The sequence below is a fragment of the Franconibacter helveticus LMG 23732 genome, assembly GCF_000463115.2.
Taxonomy (GTDB): domain Bacteria; phylum Pseudomonadota; class Gammaproteobacteria; order Enterobacterales; family Enterobacteriaceae; genus Franconibacter; species Franconibacter helveticus.
The window spans coordinates 81805-100471 of the sequence record NZ_AWFX01000007.1 but is presented as its reverse complement, the minus strand read 5'-3'; the positions used below and the strand labels follow the sequence as shown (position 1 = coordinate 100471).

Sequence of the window (18667 nt, the reverse complement as noted above, 5' to 3'; positions counted from 1 at the left end):
TGCGCCTTGCAGTAAAAGCGATAACCTAAGCTGTTGAATATAAAAACCTTAAATAAGCCAGGGGAATGGACTGATGCAAAACCGCCTGACCATTAAAGACATAGCGCGCTTAAGCGGCGTGGGAAAGTCGACCGTATCACGCGTGCTTAACAACGAAAGCGGCGTCAGCGAACGCACACGCGAGCGGGTGGAAGCGGTAATGCGTCAACAAGGGTTTTCGCCTTCCCGTTCGGCGCGGGCCATGCGCGGACAGAGCGACAAAGTGGTGGCGATAATCGTTACCCGTCTGGATTCGCTTTCCGAAAACCTCGCGGTGCAGACCATGCTCCCCTGTCTTTACGAACAGGGCTATGACCCCATCATGATGGAAAGCCAGTTTTCAACGAAGCTGGTGCAGGAACACCTGGACGTGCTGAGCCGCCGCAATATCGACGGCGTGATCCTTTTCGGCTTTACCGGCATCGACGAGGCGATGCTTAACCCCTGGCGCGAAACCCTGGTGCTGATGGCGCGGGATGCCGAAGGCTTCACCTCGGTCTGTTATGACGATGAGGGCGCTATCCGCATTCTGATGCAGCGCCTTTACGAACAGGGACACCGGCACATTAGCTATCTTGGCGTGCCGGAAAGCGACATCACGACCGGTCTGCGCCGCCACGAAGCGTATCTTGCTTTTTGTCGTCAGCATAAGCTCACGCCTCATGCCGTGCTGCCAGGGCTTGCGATGAAGCAAGGGTATGAGCATGTCTCGACAGTGCTGCACGCACAGACCACCGCTCTGCTTTGCGCCACCGACACGCTCGCCATCGGCGCGAGCAAATATCTGCAACAGCACCCCCATAGCCCTTTGCAGCTGGCAAGCGTCGGTAACACCCCGCTGCTGAAGTTTCTCCACCCGGAGATCATCACGGTCGATCCCGGCTACGCGCAGGCGGGCAAACAAGCGGCGTTGCAGCTTATCGCCCAGGTGACCCAACACGCAGCGCTACGCCAGATAGTCATTCCCGCCGCCCTGAGTTAATTCCCGCCTGCGGATATATTGTGATCGTCGCCCTGTTTCGGGAACGTTCCCTTTTTCCCGTTTAAGGGAAACGGATAAGCTTGGCCCGTCTTACCCTCAGCCTACTTTTTTCTCCGTTATGGGGCGTCATTATGCGAAAAATAAACCAACAGGATATCGACAGACTGATAGTACTGGTGGGTGGCCGCGAAAACATTGCGACGGTCAGTCACTGCATTACCCGGCTGCGCTTTGTACTTAATAACCCCGCAAAGGCGGATCCGAAAGCCATTGAGACGCTGCCAATGGTCAAAGGCTGCTTTACTAACGCCGGCCAGTTTCAGGTGGTGATAGGCACTGAAGTGGGCGATTACTACCAGGCGCTTATCGCCACCAGCGGCCACAGCAGCGCCAATAAAGAGCAGGCAAAGCTTGCGGCGCGCCAGAACATGAAGTGGCATGAGCGCCTTATCTCCCACTTCGCGGAAATCTTCTTTCCACTGCTGCCCGCGCTGATTAGCGGCGGCCTGATCCTCGGTTTTCGCAACGTCATCGGCGACCTGCCCATGAGCAACGGCCAGACGCTGGCGCAAATGTTCCCGGCACTGAAATCGATTTACGACTTTTTATGGCTGATTGGCGAGGCGATTTTTTTCTATCTGCCGGTCGGCATCTGCTGGTCTGCGGTGCGCAAGATGGGCGGCACGCCGATCCTTGGCATCGTGCTTGGCGTAACTCTGGTTTCCCCGCAGCTGATGAACGCTTACCTGCTCGGTCAGCAAACGCCAGAGGTATGGGATTTCGGCCTGTTCCAGATAGCCAAAGTGGGTTATCAGGCGCAGGTTATTCCCGCGCTGCTGGCGGGGCTTGCGCTCGGATTTATTGAAACGCGTCTCAAAAAGTGGGTACCGGACTATCTTTATCTGGTGGTGGTGCCGGTTTGCTCGCTGATCCTGGCGGTCTTCCTGGCGCACGCTTTTATCGGGCCATTCGGCCGTTTGATTGGCGACGGCGTGGCATTTGCGGTGCGTTACCTGATGACCGGCAGCTTTGCGCCCATCGGCGCGGCGCTGTTTGGTTTCCTCTATGCGCCGCTGGTTATCACCGGCGTGCACCAGACAACGCTCGCCATCGACATGCAGATGATCCAGAACATGGGAGGCACCCCGGTATGGCCGCTGATTGCGCTTTCCAATATCGCTCAGGCTTCAGCCGTTGTAGGCATCATTATCAGCAGCCGCAAGCACAACGAGCGCGAGATCTCCGTGCCAGCGGCTATCTCCGCTTTCCTTGGCGTAACCGAGCCTGCCATGTACGGCATTAACCTGAAATACCGCTTCCCGATGCTTTGCGCGATGGTGGGTTCCGGCCTTGCCGGTCTGCTGTGCGGCCTGAACGGCGTAATGGCGAACGGCATCGGCGTTGGCGGCCTGCCGGGGATCCTCTCTATTCAGCCCGGCTACTGGCAGGTTTTCGCGCTGGCGATGGGGGTGGCGATAATTATTCCTTTGATCCTGACCTCGTTCCTCTACAAGCGTAAGTTCCGCCAGGGCACGCTGCTGGTGGTGTAATTTCGGTGATGACAGGCGCGGGCAACCGCGCCTTTTCAGCAAAAGCAGGACAGTGCGATGAAAATGACCCCGCCCTGGTGGCAACAAGGCGTTATTTATCAGATTTACCCAAAGAGTTTTCAGGACACCAGCGGCAACGGCACCGGTGACCTGCCGGGCGTTATCCAGCGTCTCGATTATCTGCAAACGCTCGGCGTGGACGCCATCTGGCTCACGCCGTTTTACATTTCGCCGCAGGTGGACAACGGCTACGACGTCGCCCACTACACCGCCATCGATACCGCTTACGGCACGCTGGACGATTTTGACCGGCTGGTGGCGGGCGCGCATGAACGCGGCATCCGCATTATTCTCGACATGGTGTTTAATCACACCTCCACCCAGCACGCCTGGTTTCATGAAGCGGTGCATAAAGAGAACCCGCGACGTGATTTCTATATCTGGCGCGACGGCTCGCCGGAAGCGGCGCCGAATAACTGGCGCTCGAAGTTTGGCGGCAGCGCCTGGCGCTGGCACGCCGAAAGCGGGCAATATTATCTGCACCTGTTCGCCCCGGAACAGGCGGACCTGAACTGGGAAAACCCGCAGGTGCGCGCCGAGCTGAAAAAAGTTTGCGAATTCTGGGCCGACCGCGGCGTGGACGGGCTGCGTCTCGACGTGATCAACCTTATCTCCAAAGACCAGGATTTTCCGGACGACGTTAACGGCGGCGACGGGCGGCGTTTTTACACCGACGGGCCGCGCATCCATGATTATTTACAGGAGTTGAGCCGCGATGTGTTTGCCCCTCGTGGGCTGATGACGGTGGGGGAAATGTCCTCAACGACACTCGCTAATTGCCAGCGCTACGCGGCGCTCGATGGCAAAGAGCTTTCCATGACCTTTAATTTCCACCATCTGAAGGTCGATTACCCTGCCGGGCAAAAATGGACGCTGGCGGCGCCTGACTACGTGGCGCTGAAAGCTATCTTCAACCACTGGCAGCAGGGCATGCACAACGTCGCCTGGAACGCGTTGTTCTGGTGCAACCACGACCAGCCGCGCATCGTCTCGCGCTTTGGCGATGAAGGCGAACTGCGCGTCCCGTCGGCGAAAATGTTAGCCATGGCGCTGCACGGCATGCAGGGCACGCCCTATATCTATCAGGGCGAAGAGCTGGGCATGACCAACCCGCACTTTACCCGCATCATTGATTACCGCGACGTGGAGAGCCACAACATGTTCGCCGAGCTGCGCGCCCAGGGGCACCAGCCGGAAAACCTGCTCGCTATCCTTGCCAGCAAATCCCGCGACAACAGCCGCACGCCAATGCAATGGGACGACGGCGACAATGGCGGCTTCACCACCGGCACGCCGTGGATAGGATTATGCGATAACTACCGCACGATTAACGCCAAAGCCGCGCTGGAGGATCCTGATTCGGTCTTTTACGCCTATCAGAAGCTGATACGCCTGCGCAAAGAACATGCCGTGTTCACCTGGGGCAACTATCAGGATCTGCTGGCGGAGCATCCGTTTATCTGGTGCTACCGTCGTGAACGGCAGGGCCAGCAGCTGGTGGTCGCGGCGAACCTGAGCCGCGAGAACCAGTGGTATATGCCGGGCGAGTTCAGCGGCAACTGGCAAGTGCTGATGAGCAACTATCCCGACGCGGCGCCGAGGCCGTGCGAAGGGACGCTGCGGCCGTTCGAGGCGGTCTACTGGCTTCAGTCCTGAGCCTGGCGCCGGGCTTTGGCATTCTCAGACAGAAAGGGCGTGAAGATGGCTTAACCAGCGGCTGACGCCCGCATCAAGATCGCTATCCGTCAGCACGTGCGTGCCCTGGATAAGCGCGGGCGGCTGCCAGACCATGCCGGTCATGTTCGCCATTGCTTTAAACGGCAGCCAGAATTCTTCTATCGGATAACGGTTGTACCCCCGCGGCGAATAGGCCTGCTCGCCGCCGCCCGTGGAAACCATCAGCAGGAAGGGTTTGCCGTGCAGCCTGTCGCCGCCGGTACCGTAGGCGAAACCATGCTCCAGCACGTTATCCTGCCACTCTTTGAGAATAGCGGGCGAGCTGTACCACCAGAAGGGAAACAGCATAACCACGGCATCGTGCGCCAGTAGCAGCGCCTGTTCGCGCCGGACATCGATTTTAAAATCGGGGTATTCGCGCATCAGCTCATGCACCGTGACCTGCGGCAATGTTTTGAACGCCTCGACAGCCGCACGATTCACACGCGATTCATCCGGCGTGCGATGGCCTGCCAGAACCAACACTTTTTTCATTTTTCGCTCCTCGCTATAAGGTGTTGGCTTCATGTTGTCAGGCCGGAGGGGTAACCTGTAGACAGGCCTCTGGCATTTCTGTTTCAACTAAAGGTATCAACTATGGCGCTCCCTTCCGATGTGCATCGCTTGCTTCCCGCTTTTTTGGCTGCGGCGCAGAGCGAGAGCTTTTCAGCAGCGGCGCGGTTGCTGGGCATAACCCCCGCCGCGGTAAGCAAAAGCGTGCGTTTGCTCGAACAGCGGCTGGGCCGGGTGCTGTTTCAGCGCAACACGCACTATGTCGTGTTGACCGAAGAGGGTGTGTCGTTGCGCGAGCAGATTTCGCCGCTGTGGCACGCCCTCAACCAGGCGCTTGAAAAACCTGCCGACGAGCCGGAAGGGCTGGTGCGAATAAGCGTTATCCCGGGGTTCGGCCGCTACCGCCTTATGCCTGCGCTGGCGGGTTTTCAGCAGCGCTACCCGAAAGTGCGTCTGGATCTGGCGATGGATCCGCGGCGTGTAAATTTGATTGGCGAGCGCATCGATGTGGCCATTGGCCAGCGCAGCGTACAGGACACCCGGATAGTCGCCCGGGAAATCGCCCCAATGCGCATGATGCTGGCCGCCTCGCCGGCTTACCTTGCGCGGTTCGGCACGCCCCGTTCGCCCGAGGATTTACTGCATCACCGCTGCCTGGCGCACCGCAACCCTGGCAATGGCCGCCTGCAAAGCTGGCTGGCCCAGGGGCTGACGCTTGAGGAGCAACATGTCTGGCTTATTAGTACGTTTCCGGATGTGTTAGTCGATGCCGCGCTGGCGGGCATGGGCATTGTTTCGCTCGCGGACTGGTATCTGGAGCCGCACATAGCGGAGGGCAGGCTGCTGCCCTTGCTGCGCGAAGCATGGGTTGAGCCGCAACCGCTATGGGTAAAGTACCCGAGCCACCAGCTGGCGCCACGCGCGCGGGTATTTGTCGATTTTTTACTCAGAACATTTACAAAGTGAATACCGGATGTTTACCGCCCATCCTTTGCGCCCTGCCCCGATTGCTTTGTCCTCCATCAATAAAAGCGCAAAAATCTTTGATGCAAAGCACTATATATAGGCTTTAAAATCCCACCCGGCCCAATATGTTGTATTTTTAGTCTATTATTTCAACAGTTCACGCTGCGCTGAAATAACGTTCAGGCTGTGGATAAACGGGCCGGAATGCGGGAAGTCGCTGGTAAAAGAAACAAAAACTCTGCGCTGACCTCCTGCACACCTCTGTGGATAACCTGTTTAAGATGGAGAGATCATGACACCGCATGTAGTGAAAAGAGACGGGTGCAAAGTGCCTTTCGATTCAGCGCGCATTCAGGAAGCGATTCTTCGTGCCGCAAAAGCAGCGGGAGTCGATGACGCCGATTATTGCGCCACCGTCGCCGCCCTGGTCAGCCAGCAAATGCAGGGGCGCAGCCAGGTCGATATCCATGAGATCCAGACAGCCGTTGAAAACCAGCTGATGGCGGGCAACCACAAGCAACTGGCGCGCGCCTATATTGAATACCGCCACGACCGCGACGTAGAGCGCGAAAAGCGCGGCCGCCTGAACCGCGAAATTCAGGGGCTGGTGGAGCAAACCAACGCTTCGCTGCTCAATGAAAACGCCAACAAAGACAGTAAAGTGATCCCGACCCAGCGCGACCTGCTGGCGGGCATCGTCGCCAAACATTACGCCCGTCAGCACCTGCTGCCGCGCGACGTGGTGCTGGCCCATGAGCGTGGCGAAATCCATTACCACGACCTCGACTACTCGCCCTTCTTCCCGATGTTCAACTGCATGCTGATCGACTTAAAAGGCATGTTGACGCAGGGTTTCAAAATGGGCAATGCCGAGATAGAACCGCCGAAGTCTATCTCTACCGCCACTGCCGTCACTGCGCAAATCATCGCTCAGGTGGCAAGCCATATTTACGGCGGCACCACTATCAACCGCATCGACGAGGTGCTGGCGCCTTTCGTCACGGCAAGCTTTGAAAAGCACCGTGAAGTGGCGCAAGCGTGGCAGATCCCGGATGCGGAAGGCTACGCCCGCAGCCGCACGGAGAAAGAGTGCTACGACGCCTTCCAGTCGCTGGAATATGAAGTTAACACGCTGCATACCGCCAACGGCCAGACGCCTTTCGTCACCTTCGGCTTCGGCCTCGGCGTCAGCTGGGAGTCGCGCCTGATCCAGACCTCCATTCTGCGCAACCGCATTGCGGGCCTGGGAAAAAACCGTAAAACCGCCGTTTTCCCGAAACTGGTTTTCGCTATTCGCGACGGCCTGAACCATAAAGCTGGCGACCCGAATTACGACATTAAGCAGCTGGCCCTGGAGTGCGCCAGCAAACGCATGTACCCGGACATTCTTAACTATGACCAGGTTGTAAAAGTGACCGGCTCTTTTAAAACGCCGATGGGTTGCCGCAGCTTCCTCGGGGTTTACGAAGAGAATGGCGAGCAGATCCACGACGGACGCAACAACCTGGGCGTAATCAGTCTTAACCTGCCGCGCATCGCGCTGGAGGCGAAAGGCGACGAAGCCGCCTTCTGGAAATTACTGGATGAGCGTTTAGCGTTGGCGCGCAAAGCACTGATGACCCGTATCGCCCGCCTTGAAGGCGTAAAAGCGCGCGTGGCGCCGATTCTCTATATGGAAGGGGCCTGCGGCGTGCGCCTGAAACCGGATGATGAGGTGGCGGAAATTTTCAAAAACGGCCGCGCCTCGATTTCCCTTGGCTATATCGGCATCCATGAAACGATTAACGCGCTCAGCGGCAACCAGCATGTCTATGACAGCGAGGCGCTGCGCGCCAAGGCCATCGCCATTGTGGCGCGGCTGCGCGAAGCGGTGGACCAGTGGAAAGAAGAGACCGGCTACGGCTTCAGCCTTTACAGCACGCCAAGCGAGAACCTTTGCGACCGCTTCTGCCGTCTCGATACCGCCGAATTCGGCGTGGTGCCTGGCGTCACCGACAAAGGCTACTACACCAACAGCTTCCATCTGGATGTCGAGAAAAAGGTTAACCCTTACGACAAAATCGACTTTGAAGCGCCCTCCCCGCCGCTCGCGAACGGCGGCTTCATCTGTTACGGCGAGTATCCGAACATTCAGCATAACCTGCGGGCGCTGGAAGATGTCTGGGATTATAGCTATCAGCATGTGCCTTACTACGGCACTAACACGCCGATAGACGAATGCTATGAGTGCGGTTTTACCGGTGAGTTCGAGTGCACCAGCAAAGGGTTTACCTGCCCGAAATGCGGCAACCACGACGCCGCGCGCGTCTCTGTTACCCGTCGCGTGTGCGGCTATCTCGGCAGCCCGGACGCCCGTCCGTTTAACGCCGGCAAACAGGAAGAAGTTAAACGCCGCGTGAAGCATCTGGGCAACGGGCAGCTTGGGTAAGCCAGGCAGCAAGCGAACAAGCGAGCGCGGCTAACGCCGCTATGGTGTCAATTGAGAAGCGGAATGAATTATCACCAGTACTACCCGGTTGATATCGTCAACGGACCGGGTACCCGTTGCACGCTGTTTGTGGCGGGTTGCGTTCATGAGTGCCCTGGCTGTTATAACAAAAGCACCTGGCGGCTTAACTCCGGCGTGCCTTTTACGCCTGAAATGGAAGAGCGGATAATCCAGGATCTCAACGATGTTCGGGTGAAGCGCCAGGGGCTGTCGCTTTCGGGCGGCGACCCGCTGCATCCGCAGAACGTGCCGGATATTCTTCGCCTGGCGCGCCGGGTGCGCAGCGAATGCCCTGGCAAAGATATCTGGGTCTGGACGGGTTATAAGCTTGAGGAGTTAACGGCGCCCCAGCTTGAGGTCGTCGGGCTTATTAATGTGCTGGTGGACGGCAAGTTCGTGCAGGATTTAAAAGACCCGGCGCTTATCTGGCGCGGCAGCAGCAACCAGGTCATTCATTATTTACGTTAAACGCAAAAGCCAGCGGGGCCGCTGGCTGCGCGGCTATTAACGGTATTTCTTGTGATAGGTGTTGCGGGTCGTTTTAAACTCTTCCGCCGCCGCCTGCGCCTCTTTTACTTTACCTTCTTCGGCAAGCTTCAGCGCGCCGTCAATCTGACCGACCAGCGTATCCAGCCCGTGACGAAAATCTTTCAGCTCCGGGCTGTCTGCGGGTTTGTCTTCAAGCTTCGGCGGCGTGGCGTTTTTGGCATCCAGCGCCGCTTCGCGCATTTTGGTTAATGCCGTTTTCATTTCCGCTGCATCGCTGGTTTTTTGTACCGTTTTCAGGTTTTCATTGAGGATATCCATATCATCCTCCAGATCCGCCGCCAGGGCTGCGGTGCTGGCGAACAGCACGGAGGAGACCGCTAACATTGCTAACAGGTGCTTACGCATCGGCTTACCTTATTATTATGTTGACAAAAAAAGGGCGCCGCTGCGGGCGCCCCTGGGATTATTGCCCGGCTATTTTCATTTCCGGCAGCAAGACGGAACCGCACTGAATGTTGCTGCGGGTTTCAATATCGTCGGCGATGGTGACCATGTTGCGCCACATATCTTTCAGGTTGCCGGCAATGGTGATTTCACTCACCGGATACTGGATTTCGCCATTTTCCACCCAGTAACCCGCCGCGCCGCGCGAATAGTCGCCGGTGATGCCGCTTACGCCCTGCCCCATTAGTTCGGTCACCACAAGCCCGGTGCCCATCTCTTTCAGCAGTTCGTCAAAGCTCAGGCCACGACCCTGGATGCGCCAGTTGTGAATACCGCCCGCGTGACCGGTGCTTTTCAGCCCCAGCTTGCGCGCGGAATAATTGGTCAGCAGCCACTGTTGCAGCACGCCATCTTTAATAATATCGCGGCGCTCGGTGCGTACCCCTTCGCTGTCGAACGGCGTAGAGGCAAGCCCTTTCAGCAGGTGCGGATGCTCTTCAATGGTCAGCCATTCCGGCAGGATCTGTTTGCCCAGCGAATCCAGTAAGAAAGTGGATTTACGATAAACCGCGCCGCCGCTGATGGCGCCCACCAGATGGCCGAACAGCCCGGTCGCCACTTCATGGGCGAAAATCACCGGCGCCTTCATGGTGGAAAGCTTACGCGGCGAGAGGCGCGACAGGGTGCGGCGCGCGCACTCTTCGCCTACCCATTCCGGCGAGCGCAAATCGTCTATCGCGCGGCCAATGGTGTAGGCGTAATCGCGTTCCATGTCGCCGTTCTCTTCGGCAATCACGCAGCTTGAAAGCGAGTGGCGGGTTGAACAGTAGCTCTGCAACATGCCGTGGCTGTTGCCGAACACTTTAATGCCGTAATGGCTGTTGAAGCTGCCGCCTTCGGTATTGGTAATGCGCTTATCCGCTTTCAGCGAAGCCTGCTCGGCGCGCGCCGCCAGTTCGATAGCGTGATCCGGGTCCACTTCCGCCGGGTGGAAAAGATCCAGATCCGGCGCGTCAAACGCCAGCAGATCTTTATCCGCCACGCCTGCACATGGATCCGGCGAGGTATAACGAGCGATATCCAGCGCCGCCTGCACCGTGCGGGCGATAGCCTGCGGGCTTAAGTCCGTTGATGACGCGCTGCCTTTGCGGTTCTGGTGATAAACAGTAATGCCGAGCGCCCCGTCGCTGTTGAATTCCACATTTTCCACCTCACCGTAGCGGGTGCTGACGCTAAGCCCGGTGGTTTTGCTCACCGCCACTTCCGCGCCGTCCGCTTTGCCGGACGCCAGTTCCAGCGCAGTGGCGACGGCCTCTTCCAGTGTTTTGCGCTGTTGCGCAACTTGTGTGATTAGTTTCATCGCGAATGCCATAATGTAAGGTGAAAACAGAAACGTATTTTTGAGTCTAACAGAGAACCATTTCGCAGTGCGCGCCTTAACTGGTAGTATTAGCCTCTTTTTTTGAGGAGCCTGAGATGACAAAGCAGCCCGAAGACTGGCTCGATGAAGTCCCTGATAATGAAAACGAAGACGACGATGATGAAATTATCTGGGTCAGCAAAAGCGAAATTAAGCGCGATGCCGAAGAGTTAAAACGTCTCGGCGCCGAGCTGGTGGATCTGGGCAAAAACGCCCTTGATAAGATCCCGCTGGATGAAGATCTGCGCGCAGCCATTGAGCTTGCGCAGCGTATTAAGAAAGAAGGCCGCCGCCGACAGATGCAGCTTATCGGTAAAATGCTGCGTCAGCGGGATGATGAGCCCATTCGTCAGGCGCTGGATAAGCTGAAAAACCGCCACAACCAGCAGGTCGCGCTGTTCCACAAGCTTGAACACCTGCGCGACCGCCTGATTGAAGAAGGCGACGATGCGGTGCCGGAAGTGCTGAACCTGTGGCCGCAGGCAGACCGCCAGCAGCTGCGTTCGCTTATCCGCAACGCGAAAAAGGAAAAGGAAGGCAACAAGCCGCCGAAATCCGCCCGCCTGATTTTCCAGTACCTTCGCGAACTGGCTGAAGGCCAGCAATAATAAAAAGCCCGGTTTAGCCGGGCTTTTTTTCGCCCTGAGCACGCCTTCTCTGCATCTTTCACAGACAGAAGCTGAAACGTTAAAGCTAATCATGTTTCCCTTCACACTTTTACCGTAACCGCCTATCTCTTTTTCATAGAAAAAAGAGTTACCTCGCAAAAAAACCTCTCCCATTACGCTTTTTCTCACGCAGTGAAAAAGATCACGTTTCTCCCGGGCAGCAGAAACTAGTCTTCACAGGCCATTAACTTAAAACGATTCAGCAAAAGGATAAAAAGATGAAAAAGACGCTGCTTCTGACCTCGCTCGCGCTGCTGGTTTCTGCTCAGGTTTCTGCCCAGACCTGGGTGCTGACTAACGCTGAAAAAGGCACAGACAAAGGAGACTGGAGCATCAGCAGCCAAAAGCTGAACCTGCAAGGCCCCAACTTCAGCATTGAACAAAAAGTTCTGCATGGCGGTAAGCAGGAAGGCAGCAAAATCATTACGCTGACCAGTGAAAACGGCCTGACTATCGTCTTAAGCCCGACCCGCGGCATGAACCTGCTGCATGCGCAAGGGTTTGGCGTACGCCTGGGCTGGGATTCGCCTGTTAAAGAGGTGGTCAACCCGGCGTTTATTAACCTTGAGAGCCGCAACGGCCTGGGCTGGCTGGAAGGGTTCAATGAGATGATGGTGCGTTGCGGTTATGAATGGACCGGCCACCCCACCACGGCTGAGGGCCAGCTTTACACGCTACACGGCAAAGCGGGCAACACGCCAGCTTCCCGCGTGGAAGTCGAGGTGAGCGAAAGCGCGCCGTATGAAATTCGCATCCGCGGGCTCATTAAAGAGAGCACCTTTAAAAAAGCGGACCTGCAAACCATGACCGAACTGCGCTACGTGCCCGGCAGCAACAGTTTCAGCCTGCATGACGTGCTGACGAACCATGCTGATTATCCTCACGACTACCAGATAATTTATCACAGCAACTTCGGCAAGCCGGTGCTGGAAGACGGCGCGCGCTTTATCGCCCCGCTGGCGAACGTTAGTCCGTTCAATGACTACGCCAAAGGCGGCATGAAAACGTGGAATACCTACAGCGCGCCGACCAAAGGCTTTGACGAAATGGTCTTTAACCTGACGCCGCTTGCCGATGCGAACCAGCAAACCGTAGCGGCCGTGGTCAACAAGGCGGGCGACAAAGGGGCCGCCATCGGCTTTAACGTCTCGCAGTTGCCGGTACTGACGATGTGGAAAAACACCGATACAGAGAAACAGGGCTATGTCACCGGCATTGAGCCGGGCACCAGCTACGCCTATCCGGTCACCATTGAACGCGAGCAAAAGCGCGTGAAGCAACTCGCGCCGGGCGCCAGCACGCAGTTCGACTTAACCTATACCCTGCTGCACAGCAGCGAACAGGTGGCGGAAGTGGAAAAACAAATCGCCGCCATCCAGGGCGACAAATCAACGCAGACCAGCGACACGCCCATCGCCAGAGAGTAAAAAAAACCGCTTCTCAGGAAGCGGCCTTTCGTTTTTGCAGGGATGAAGCCAGGGGCGCGGGAGACGCCCTTTTTATTTTCAGGCCTGCGCTTTTTGCGCAAGTCCCTCCAGCAGCTTCTGATGAATGCCGCCGAAACCGCCATTGCTCATTACCAGAATGTGGTCGCCCGGCTGTGCGGTTTTCACAATCATCTCCACCAGCGTGTCGAGATCGGCGCTCCAGTGGGCTGGCTGCACGCAGGCTTCCGCCACTTCCGCGACCTGCCACGGAATATGGTGCGGCTGGAAAAGAAACACTTCATCGGCGCGCCCGAGCGAAGGCGCGAGATCGTCTTTGCTGACGCCCATCTTCATGGTGTTGGAGCGCGGCTCCAGCACTGCCAGAATGCGCGCCGTGCCGCCCACTTTACCGCGCAGCGCGGCAAGCGTGGCGAGAATGGCGGTCGGGTGGTGGGCGAAGTCGTCATAGACTGTTACGCCGTTCGCCTCGCCGCGAAGCTCAAGGCGGCGACGGGCGTTGATAAACGACCCCAGCGCCTGCGCGGCGTCGGCAGGGGTTACGCCGACATGACGCGCAGCGGCAATCGCCATCAGCCCGTTATGCATGTTGTGCTCGCCAACCAGCCCCCAGTTCACTTCCGCCACTTTTTCGCCGTCGAGCCACACTTCCCAGTGCGACGCGTCGGTGTTCAGCTTTTTCGCCTGCCAGTGGCCCTGCTCGCCAACCGTTTCCTGTTCGCTCCAGCAGCCCATCGCCAGCGTTTGCTTCAGATTGGCGTCGCTTTCCGGCCAGATGATTTTCCCCTGCCCCGGCACGATACGCACCAGATGGTGGAACTGTTTCTGAATCGCTTTCAGATCGTCAAAAATATCGGCGTGGTCAAACTCCAGGTTATTCAGCACCAGCGTGCGCGGCGCGTAGTGAACAAACTTGGAGCGCTTGTCGAAAAAGGCGCAGTCGTATTCGTCTGCTTCAATTACGAAGAATGGGCTATCGCCGAGCCGTGCCGATACGTCAAAATTACCCGGCACGCCGCCTATTACAAAGCCCGGCTTATAGCCGCAGGCTTCGAGGATCCATGTCGCCATACCGGCGGTGGTGGTTTTCCCGTGTGTGCCAGCGATGGCGACGACCCAGCGGTCGCGCAGCACGAAATCATGCAGCCACTGCGGGCCGGACATATAAGGAATGCCCTGCTCCAGCACTGCTTCTACGCAGGGGTTGCCGCGGGTCATGGCGTTGCCGATGATAACCAGATCCGGACGCGGCTCCAGTTGCGCGGCGTCGTAGCCCTGGATTAGTTCGATACCTTCTTTCTCAAGAAGGGTGCTCATTGGCGGGTAGACATTAGCATCCGAGCCCGTCACCTCGTGGCCAAGCGAACGCGCCAGCATCGCGAGTCCGCCCATGAAAGTGCCACAAATACCCAGAATATGAATGCGCATACGTCACTGTCCTTTATTAGTCCGGCGCATATTCTACCCGCAGGAAGGGGGCCGGAGAAATGCCTTTCAGGATTATCTGTATTTGGCTTACACGATTCACTTCTGCGCGACAATTTGAAACTTTGTTAATATTGTTGTGATCGCTTTACTCAAAACTCAGGATGCAGGGAAAGTGTTATGAAAACGTTAGGTGAGTTTATTGTCGAAAAGCAGCATGAATTTTCACATGCGACCGGTGAACTGACGGCGCTGCTGTCGGCAATAAAGCTGGGCGCGAAGATCATCCACCGTGATATCAATAAAGCAGGCCTGGTTGATATCCTCGGCGCCAGCGGCGCGGAAAACGTACAGGGCGAAGTGCAGCAAAAGCTCGATTTGTTCGCCAACGAAAAGCTGAAAGCAGCGCTGCGCGCGCGCGACATCGTGGCGGGCATCGCGTCTGAAGAAGAAGATGAAATCGTCGTTTTCGAAGGGTGCGAGCATGCGAAGTATGTGGTGCTGATGGACCCGCTGGACGGCTCTTCTAACATTGACGTTAACGTCTCTGTCGGCACCATCTTCTCGATTTACCGCCGCGTCACCCCGGTTGGGACGCCGGTCACCATGGAAGATTTCTTGCAGCCTGGCAGCAAACAAGTCGCCGCGGGATATGTGGTTTACGGCTCCTCCACCATGCTGGTTTATACCACCGGCTGCGGCGTTCACGCTTTCACCTACGACCCTTCGCTGGGCGTGTTCTGCCTCTGCCAGGAGCGTATGCGCTTCCCGCAGAAAGGCAACACCTACTCCATTAACGAAGGCAACTACATTAAATTCCCGAACGGCGTGAAGAAGTACATCAAATTCTGCCAGGAAGAAGATAAAGCGACCCAGCGTCCTTACACCTCGCGCTATATCGGCTCGCTGGTGGCGGATTTCCACCGCAACTTGCTCAAAGGCGGCATCTACCTTTACCCAAGCACCGCCAGCCATCCGGAAGGCAAGCTGCGCCTGCTGTATGAATGCAACCCGATGGCGTTCCTCGCGGAACAGGCGGGCGGTAAAGCGAGCGACGGCAAACAGCGCATTCTGGATATCGTGCCGGACAGCCTGCACCAGCGCCGCCCGTTCTTCGTCGGCACCGACCATATGGTCGATGACGTTGAGCGCTTCATTCGCGAATACCCGGACGCGTAAAACGACAAAGCCGGGTGATAATGCCCGGCTTTTTTATAGTCCAAAGGTGATCTTTCCATCTGTCAGATTGCCCTGATCTGTCAATGACCATGAATTATCATCATCAGCAAAAGAGAAGCTTTCTTTACCCTCTTCATTTGTAGTGACAGACAGTAGATCATTCTTTTCTATGCATCTTTCTGCGGCTTCAATTTTAGGGAAGCAAATTAAATCACTATCATCGGAAGCGTTTAAGTCAATAAACCCATCACCAATATCCCAAACGATAATAGTATATGACAATGACATGGGGATTGAATAATTCATTTTTAAATTATTTTTATTTGCAAGATACCATTTTACCTTATCATCAATTGACAAAGGAAGATGATCAACCACAACAAAATACATAACTCGCTCAGTAAATCCTTCATCGCTTCCTCTATAATAGCTGTCTTCATAAGCGGGATAACGACTTGCTGTTATAATTTTAACGGGACGTAACTGCCATAAAAAAAACAAAAAAGGATAAACCAATAGAGCAACAAAAATCACAATTTTTATTTTTTTATACCATCTCACTTATATTCCCCCCTTGATATTAACATAAGCGTTAAAATTGGTGAAAAAGGGTTTAAAGGCATAATGTTTATGTCTTTGCAAAAAGAACCATATTCTGAAAAAACGGAAGTTTTTATAAACACCATTGGTCACATCAGTTTTATCTAAACCAAAGTGATCTTGTCCGCTAAAATATAACAACCCTTCCCACGATAGTGCATTTCTTTGCAAGCGAATTAACTTTATATTTTGTGCATAAATATCATGCACACTTATTCCGAGGCCATTATAGTTGTCCTCGAAGCGGTTGAATTTAGGAAGCCTGCTATCATAAACAGAATCTCTGACTTCTTTAGCCACAAAAAGATCAAACTTAATTTTTTGTTTATAAATAAAAAAGTTATCTATGGCTTTTACGATTTTACCTAGTGTACTTTTTGGGTCCTTCCATTCAATAATCTCTTTATAAGCAAGATCCAGTTGCACACTTCGCCAGGGAGCACCATCGCCATAATGAAAATGTTCAATTAACTCATGAATACGATATTTACTATTCTCTTGCGCAAACATCGTTGAAAGTTCTTTCATTTCATCAAATAAAATCTGTTTACATTCATCTTTGGTAATTGAAGTTCCTGATGGGATTGGTGAACCGAAACCTGTATCAAGGGATTGAGATAGACTGGGATTATCATAACGTATTAATTTAAAGGGATTAACCCGAGCAGATATATCAGTAATCCCCATCCTTATAAAATCATCATCATCCAAATCTCCATATTGCATATCATCAGTTGTTTTATCATTAAAGGATTTGGCAGAACGAAAAATATCATACGGCAATTGTATAAATAAAGCCATATCGAAGTTCATGAATCATTCCTTAAATCAATATATAAATTTCATTTATACTTGTACAAGTATATTGATTTAAGCAGACCTAATAACATTAATAATCATGTCCATATTGAGACAGGATTATTAAGCAATATGATTTTTCAGCACACCATTAACACCGTAAAAAAAACGCCAGTCAGTCGCTGGCGTTTTTTATGAATTTACCAAAGCGTATTTATGCCTGCATCTGCAACTTAAAACCTGACATGGTTTCGACCAACTGCTGCGACTGCTCCTCCAGCGAGCGGGTCGCTGCGGAAGATTGCTGCACCAGCGCGGCGTTCTGCTGGGCCACTTCGTCCATCTGGCTGACGGCGATATTGACCTGCTCAATGCCGCGGCTCTGTTCATGCGATGCGTTGGCGATTTCACGCATCAGCTTCGTCATGCGCAACACCTCTTCGGCTATCTCATCCATGGTTTCACCCGCCTGCTGCGCCAGCTCGCTGCCTTCGCCGACGTGGGTTTGCGAATCGCTGATCAGCGTGCGAATTTCCTTCGCCGCCTCGGCGCTGCGGCTGGCGAGGCTGCGCACTTCGCCCGCCACCACCGCGAATCCTCTGCCCTGCTCGCCGGCGCGCGCCGCTTCCACCGCCGCGTTCAGCGCCAGAATATTGGTCTGGAAGGCGATGCCGTCGATAACGCTCAGGATGTCGGCGATGCGCCCGGCGCTGCCAGAGATATCGCGCATTTTCTCGATAACGTAGCAGACCATTTCGCTGCCGCGATCGGCGGTATCGGAAACGGTTTGCGCCATTTTATGCGCCGCTTCGGCGTTGGATGCGTTCTGTTTCACCGTGGCGGTGATTTCTTCCATGCTTGCGGCGGTCTGCTCAAGAGAGGTCGCGGTGGATTCCGTGCGCTGAGAAAGATCGACGTTGCCTGCTGAAAGCTCGCGGCTGCCGGTATCGATTTGCGCGCTGGCGTCGCGCACGCGCAATACCGAAGCCATCAGCGCCTGGCGCATGCTTTCAATGGCGGTTGCCAGCCGCCCCAGTTCGTTGCTTCCCGCATCCGGGGTTGTATGAGTGAGATCGCCTGCGGCAATGACCTCCAGCTGTTCAATAGAGCGGCTCAACGGTTGCAACAGCAAATGGCGCAGCGCCAGCCATACCAGCGCGATTAACGCGGCGGTAAGCAACACGGCGAACACCATCAGCCCCATTACGGTTCGCTTGTGTGCGAGTACCGTAGCCACTTCTTCATTGCCGCGCTGCTCGCCCCAGCGCTGAAAAGCCTGCATGTCATTATCGAAGCGCAGTGAAAGCGGGATCAGCCCGTTTTCCAGCAGGTCGTAATAGTCATCGGGGCTTTGTTTGTTGAGGGCCGCCAGCATCGGCGTAATGCCTTTGCTGTTGTAGGCGGTGTAGCTCTCCGTGAGTTTTTTCAGCAGCGCGGCGCCCTGTTCGTCATCCACGCCGACGCCGCTCGCTATCAATCCTTTCAGCGTCTGTTGCGCCCGGGCAACTTCCGCCGTCACGTTTTTCACCGATTTACCGGCGTCGTCCAGCAGGCCGACCTCCATCTGGCGCACCGCTTGCCCGGCTTCGTTACGCGCCCGCAAAAGCAGCGTGTAGCCTTCGTTCAGGCGCACCATCTTTTCGCCCTGTAGGGCATTGATTCGCTGGAGCGAAGTGGAACTTTGCGTCAGCGCGTAAATACCTATTCCACTGACTAACAACAGCAACAACGTCATGGCCGCCAGCAGAGTCAGCAGGCCGGTACGTATGGAGAGATTTTTCAGCATGGTACTTTTCCCGGTAATCGCGATAGCTCAAAACGGATGAATAGAGCGTTATCGGCAATTACCGGAGAAAGTTTAATCATTTTTAGCCATTTCAGGGTG

The 18667-nt window shown here is 55.2% G+C and carries 16 protein-coding genes; 9 read left to right on the top strand and 7 right to left on the bottom strand.

Annotated elements, in window-relative coordinates:
• The first annotated feature begins 73 nt into the window (after window positions 1–73).
• The 3 genes from treR to treC all read left to right on the top strand — a co-directional run bounded on the left by treR (window position 74) and on the right by treC (window position 4287).
• Window positions 74–1021, top strand: a complete 948-nt coding sequence (gene treR, locus DW56_RS02765; protein ID WP_024551473.1) for a trehalose operon repressor TreR — start codon at window positions 74–76, stop codon at window positions 1019–1021.
• Window positions 1022–1152: 131 nt separating this feature from the next.
• Window positions 1153–2571 (top strand): PTS trehalose transporter subunit IIBC, encoded by a 1419-nt coding sequence (gene treB, locus DW56_RS02760; protein WP_024551472.1) that lies wholly within the window; start codon window positions 1153–1155, stop codon window positions 2569–2571.
• A 57-nt stretch (window positions 2572–2628) separates the two neighbouring features.
• The gene (gene treC, locus DW56_RS02755) at window positions 2629–4287 is read left to right on the top strand and encodes an alpha,alpha-phosphotrehalase (RefSeq protein ID WP_024551471.1); all 1659 of its coding nucleotides are present in this window, start codon (window positions 2629–2631) and stop codon (window positions 4285–4287) included.
• Between the two features lie 24 nt (window positions 4288–4311).
• Here treC and DW56_RS02750 read toward each other — a convergent pair whose 3' ends face one another.
• Entirely contained in the window at window positions 4312–4842 is a 531-nt protein-coding gene (locus DW56_RS02750; RefSeq protein WP_024551470.1) for an NAD(P)H-dependent oxidoreductase, read from the bottom strand.
• A gap of 102 nt (window positions 4843–4944) precedes the next feature.
• Here DW56_RS02750 and DW56_RS02745 point away from each other — a divergent pair, with 102 nt between their 5' ends.
• The 3 genes from DW56_RS02745 to nrdG all read left to right on the top strand — a co-directional run bounded on the left by DW56_RS02745 (window position 4945) and on the right by nrdG (window position 8782).
• Window positions 4945–5826, top strand: a complete 882-nt coding sequence (locus DW56_RS02745) for a LysR family transcriptional regulator (RefSeq protein ID WP_024551469.1) — start codon at window positions 4945–4947, stop codon at window positions 5824–5826.
• A 292-nt stretch (window positions 5827–6118) separates the two neighbouring features.
• Window positions 6119–8254, top strand: coding sequence for an anaerobic ribonucleoside-triphosphate reductase (gene nrdD, locus DW56_RS02740; protein WP_024551468.1), 2136 nt, complete (start codon window positions 6119–6121; stop codon window positions 8252–8254).
• A 63-nt stretch (window positions 8255–8317) separates the two neighbouring features.
• Window positions 8318–8782 carry an anaerobic ribonucleoside-triphosphate reductase-activating protein gene (gene nrdG, locus DW56_RS02735; protein ID WP_024551467.1) on the top strand — a complete coding sequence of 155 codons (465 nt, stop codon included), beginning with the start codon at window positions 8318–8320 and terminating at the stop codon, window positions 8780–8782.
• 36 nt (window positions 8783–8818) lie between these two features.
• Here nrdG and cybC read toward each other — a convergent pair whose 3' ends face one another.
• Window positions 8819–9208, bottom strand: a complete 390-nt coding sequence (gene cybC, locus DW56_RS02730; RefSeq protein ID WP_024551466.1) for a cytochrome b562 — start codon at window positions 9206–9208, stop codon at window positions 8819–8821.
• A 58-nt stretch (window positions 9209–9266) separates the two neighbouring features.
• Window positions 9267–10619, bottom strand: coding sequence for a metalloprotease PmbA (gene pmbA, locus DW56_RS02725; protein WP_035889409.1), 1353 nt, complete (start codon window positions 10617–10619; stop codon window positions 9267–9269).
• A gap of 104 nt (window positions 10620–10723) precedes the next feature.
• On the opposite strand from pmbA, the gene yjgA reads away from it, so the two are divergent.
• A complete protein-coding gene (gene yjgA, locus DW56_RS02720) occupies window positions 10724–11275 on the top strand; it encodes a ribosome biogenesis factor YjgA (RefSeq protein ID WP_024551464.1) in 552 nt (183 codons plus the stop codon).
• Window positions 11276–11553: 278 nt separating this feature from the next.
• Window positions 11554–12762 carry an aldose 1-epimerase family protein gene (locus tag DW56_RS02715; protein ID WP_024551463.1) on the top strand — a complete coding sequence of 403 codons (1209 nt, stop codon included), beginning with the start codon at window positions 11554–11556 and terminating at the stop codon, window positions 12760–12762.
• 78 nt (window positions 12763–12840) lie between these two features.
• On the opposite strand, the gene mpl is transcribed toward DW56_RS02715, so the two are convergent.
• On the bottom strand, window positions 12841–14208 hold the full coding sequence (mpl, locus tag DW56_RS02710) for a UDP-N-acetylmuramate:L-alanyl-gamma-D-glutamyl-meso-diaminopimelate ligase (protein WP_024562010.1): 1368 nt from the start codon (window positions 14206–14208) through the stop codon (window positions 12841–12843).
• A 177-nt stretch (window positions 14209–14385) separates the two neighbouring features.
• Here mpl and fbp point away from each other — a divergent pair, with 177 nt between their 5' ends.
• A complete protein-coding gene (fbp, locus tag DW56_RS02705; RefSeq protein WP_024551461.1) occupies window positions 14386–15384 on the top strand; it encodes a class 1 fructose-bisphosphatase in 999 nt (332 codons plus the stop codon).
• A gap of 33 nt (window positions 15385–15417) precedes the next feature.
• On the opposite strand, the gene DW56_RS02700 is transcribed toward fbp, so the two are convergent.
• From DW56_RS02700 to DW56_RS02690, 3 genes are all read right to left on the bottom strand, one after another.
• The gene (locus DW56_RS02700) at window positions 15418–15945 is read right to left on the bottom strand and encodes a DUF943 family protein (RefSeq protein ID WP_029589717.1); all 528 of its coding nucleotides are present in this window, start codon (window positions 15943–15945) and stop codon (window positions 15418–15420) included.
• Window positions 15946–16797 carry a DUF3289 family protein gene (locus tag DW56_RS02695; protein ID WP_024551459.1) on the bottom strand — a complete coding sequence of 284 codons (852 nt, stop codon included), beginning with the start codon at window positions 16795–16797 and terminating at the stop codon, window positions 15946–15948.
• A 199-nt stretch (window positions 16798–16996) separates the two neighbouring features.
• Window positions 16997–18568 carry a methyl-accepting chemotaxis protein gene (locus tag DW56_RS02690; RefSeq protein ID WP_024551458.1) on the bottom strand — a complete coding sequence of 524 codons (1572 nt, stop codon included), beginning with the start codon at window positions 18566–18568 and terminating at the stop codon, window positions 16997–16999.
• Window positions 18569–18667: the final 99 nt, after the last annotated feature.

Coding starts and splice junctions, on each gene's coding strand:
- treR (WP_024551473.1), top strand. CDS start 74: ATGCAAAACCGCCTGACCATTAAAGACATAGCGCGCTTAAGCGGCGTG.
- treB (WP_024551472.1), top strand. CDS start 1,153: ATGCGAAAAATAAACCAACAGGATATCGACAGACTGATAGTACTGGTG.
- treC (WP_024551471.1), top strand. CDS start 2,629: ATGAAAATGACCCCGCCCTGGTGGCAACAAGGCGTTATTTATCAGATT.
- DW56_RS02750 (WP_024551470.1), bottom strand. CDS start 4,842: ATGAAAAAAGTGTTGGTTCTGGCAGGCCATCGCACGCCGGATGAATCG.
- DW56_RS02745 (WP_024551469.1), top strand. CDS start 4,945: ATGGCGCTCCCTTCCGATGTGCATCGCTTGCTTCCCGCTTTTTTGGCT.
- nrdD (WP_024551468.1), top strand. CDS start 6,119: ATGACACCGCATGTAGTGAAAAGAGACGGGTGCAAAGTGCCTTTCGAT.
- nrdG (WP_024551467.1), top strand. CDS start 8,318: ATGAATTATCACCAGTACTACCCGGTTGATATCGTCAACGGACCGGGT.
- cybC (WP_024551466.1), bottom strand. CDS start 9,208: ATGCGTAAGCACCTGTTAGCAATGTTAGCGGTCTCCTCCGTGCTGTTC.
- pmbA (WP_035889409.1), bottom strand. CDS start 10,619: ATGGCATTCGCGATGAAACTAATCACACAAGTTGCGCAACAGCGCAAA.
- yjgA (WP_024551464.1), top strand. CDS start 10,724: ATGACAAAGCAGCCCGAAGACTGGCTCGATGAAGTCCCTGATAATGAA.
- DW56_RS02715 (WP_024551463.1), top strand. CDS start 11,554: ATGAAAAAGACGCTGCTTCTGACCTCGCTCGCGCTGCTGGTTTCTGCT.
- mpl (WP_024562010.1), bottom strand. CDS start 14,208: ATGCGCATTCATATTCTGGGTATTTGTGGCACTTTCATGGGCGGACTC.
- fbp (WP_024551461.1), top strand. CDS start 14,386: ATGAAAACGTTAGGTGAGTTTATTGTCGAAAAGCAGCATGAATTTTCA.
- DW56_RS02695 (WP_024551459.1), bottom strand. CDS start 16,797: ATGAACTTCGATATGGCTTTATTTATACAATTGCCGTATGATATTTTT.
- DW56_RS02690 (WP_024551458.1), bottom strand. CDS start 18,568: ATGCTGAAAAATCTCTCCATACGTACCGGCCTGCTGACTCTGCTGGCG.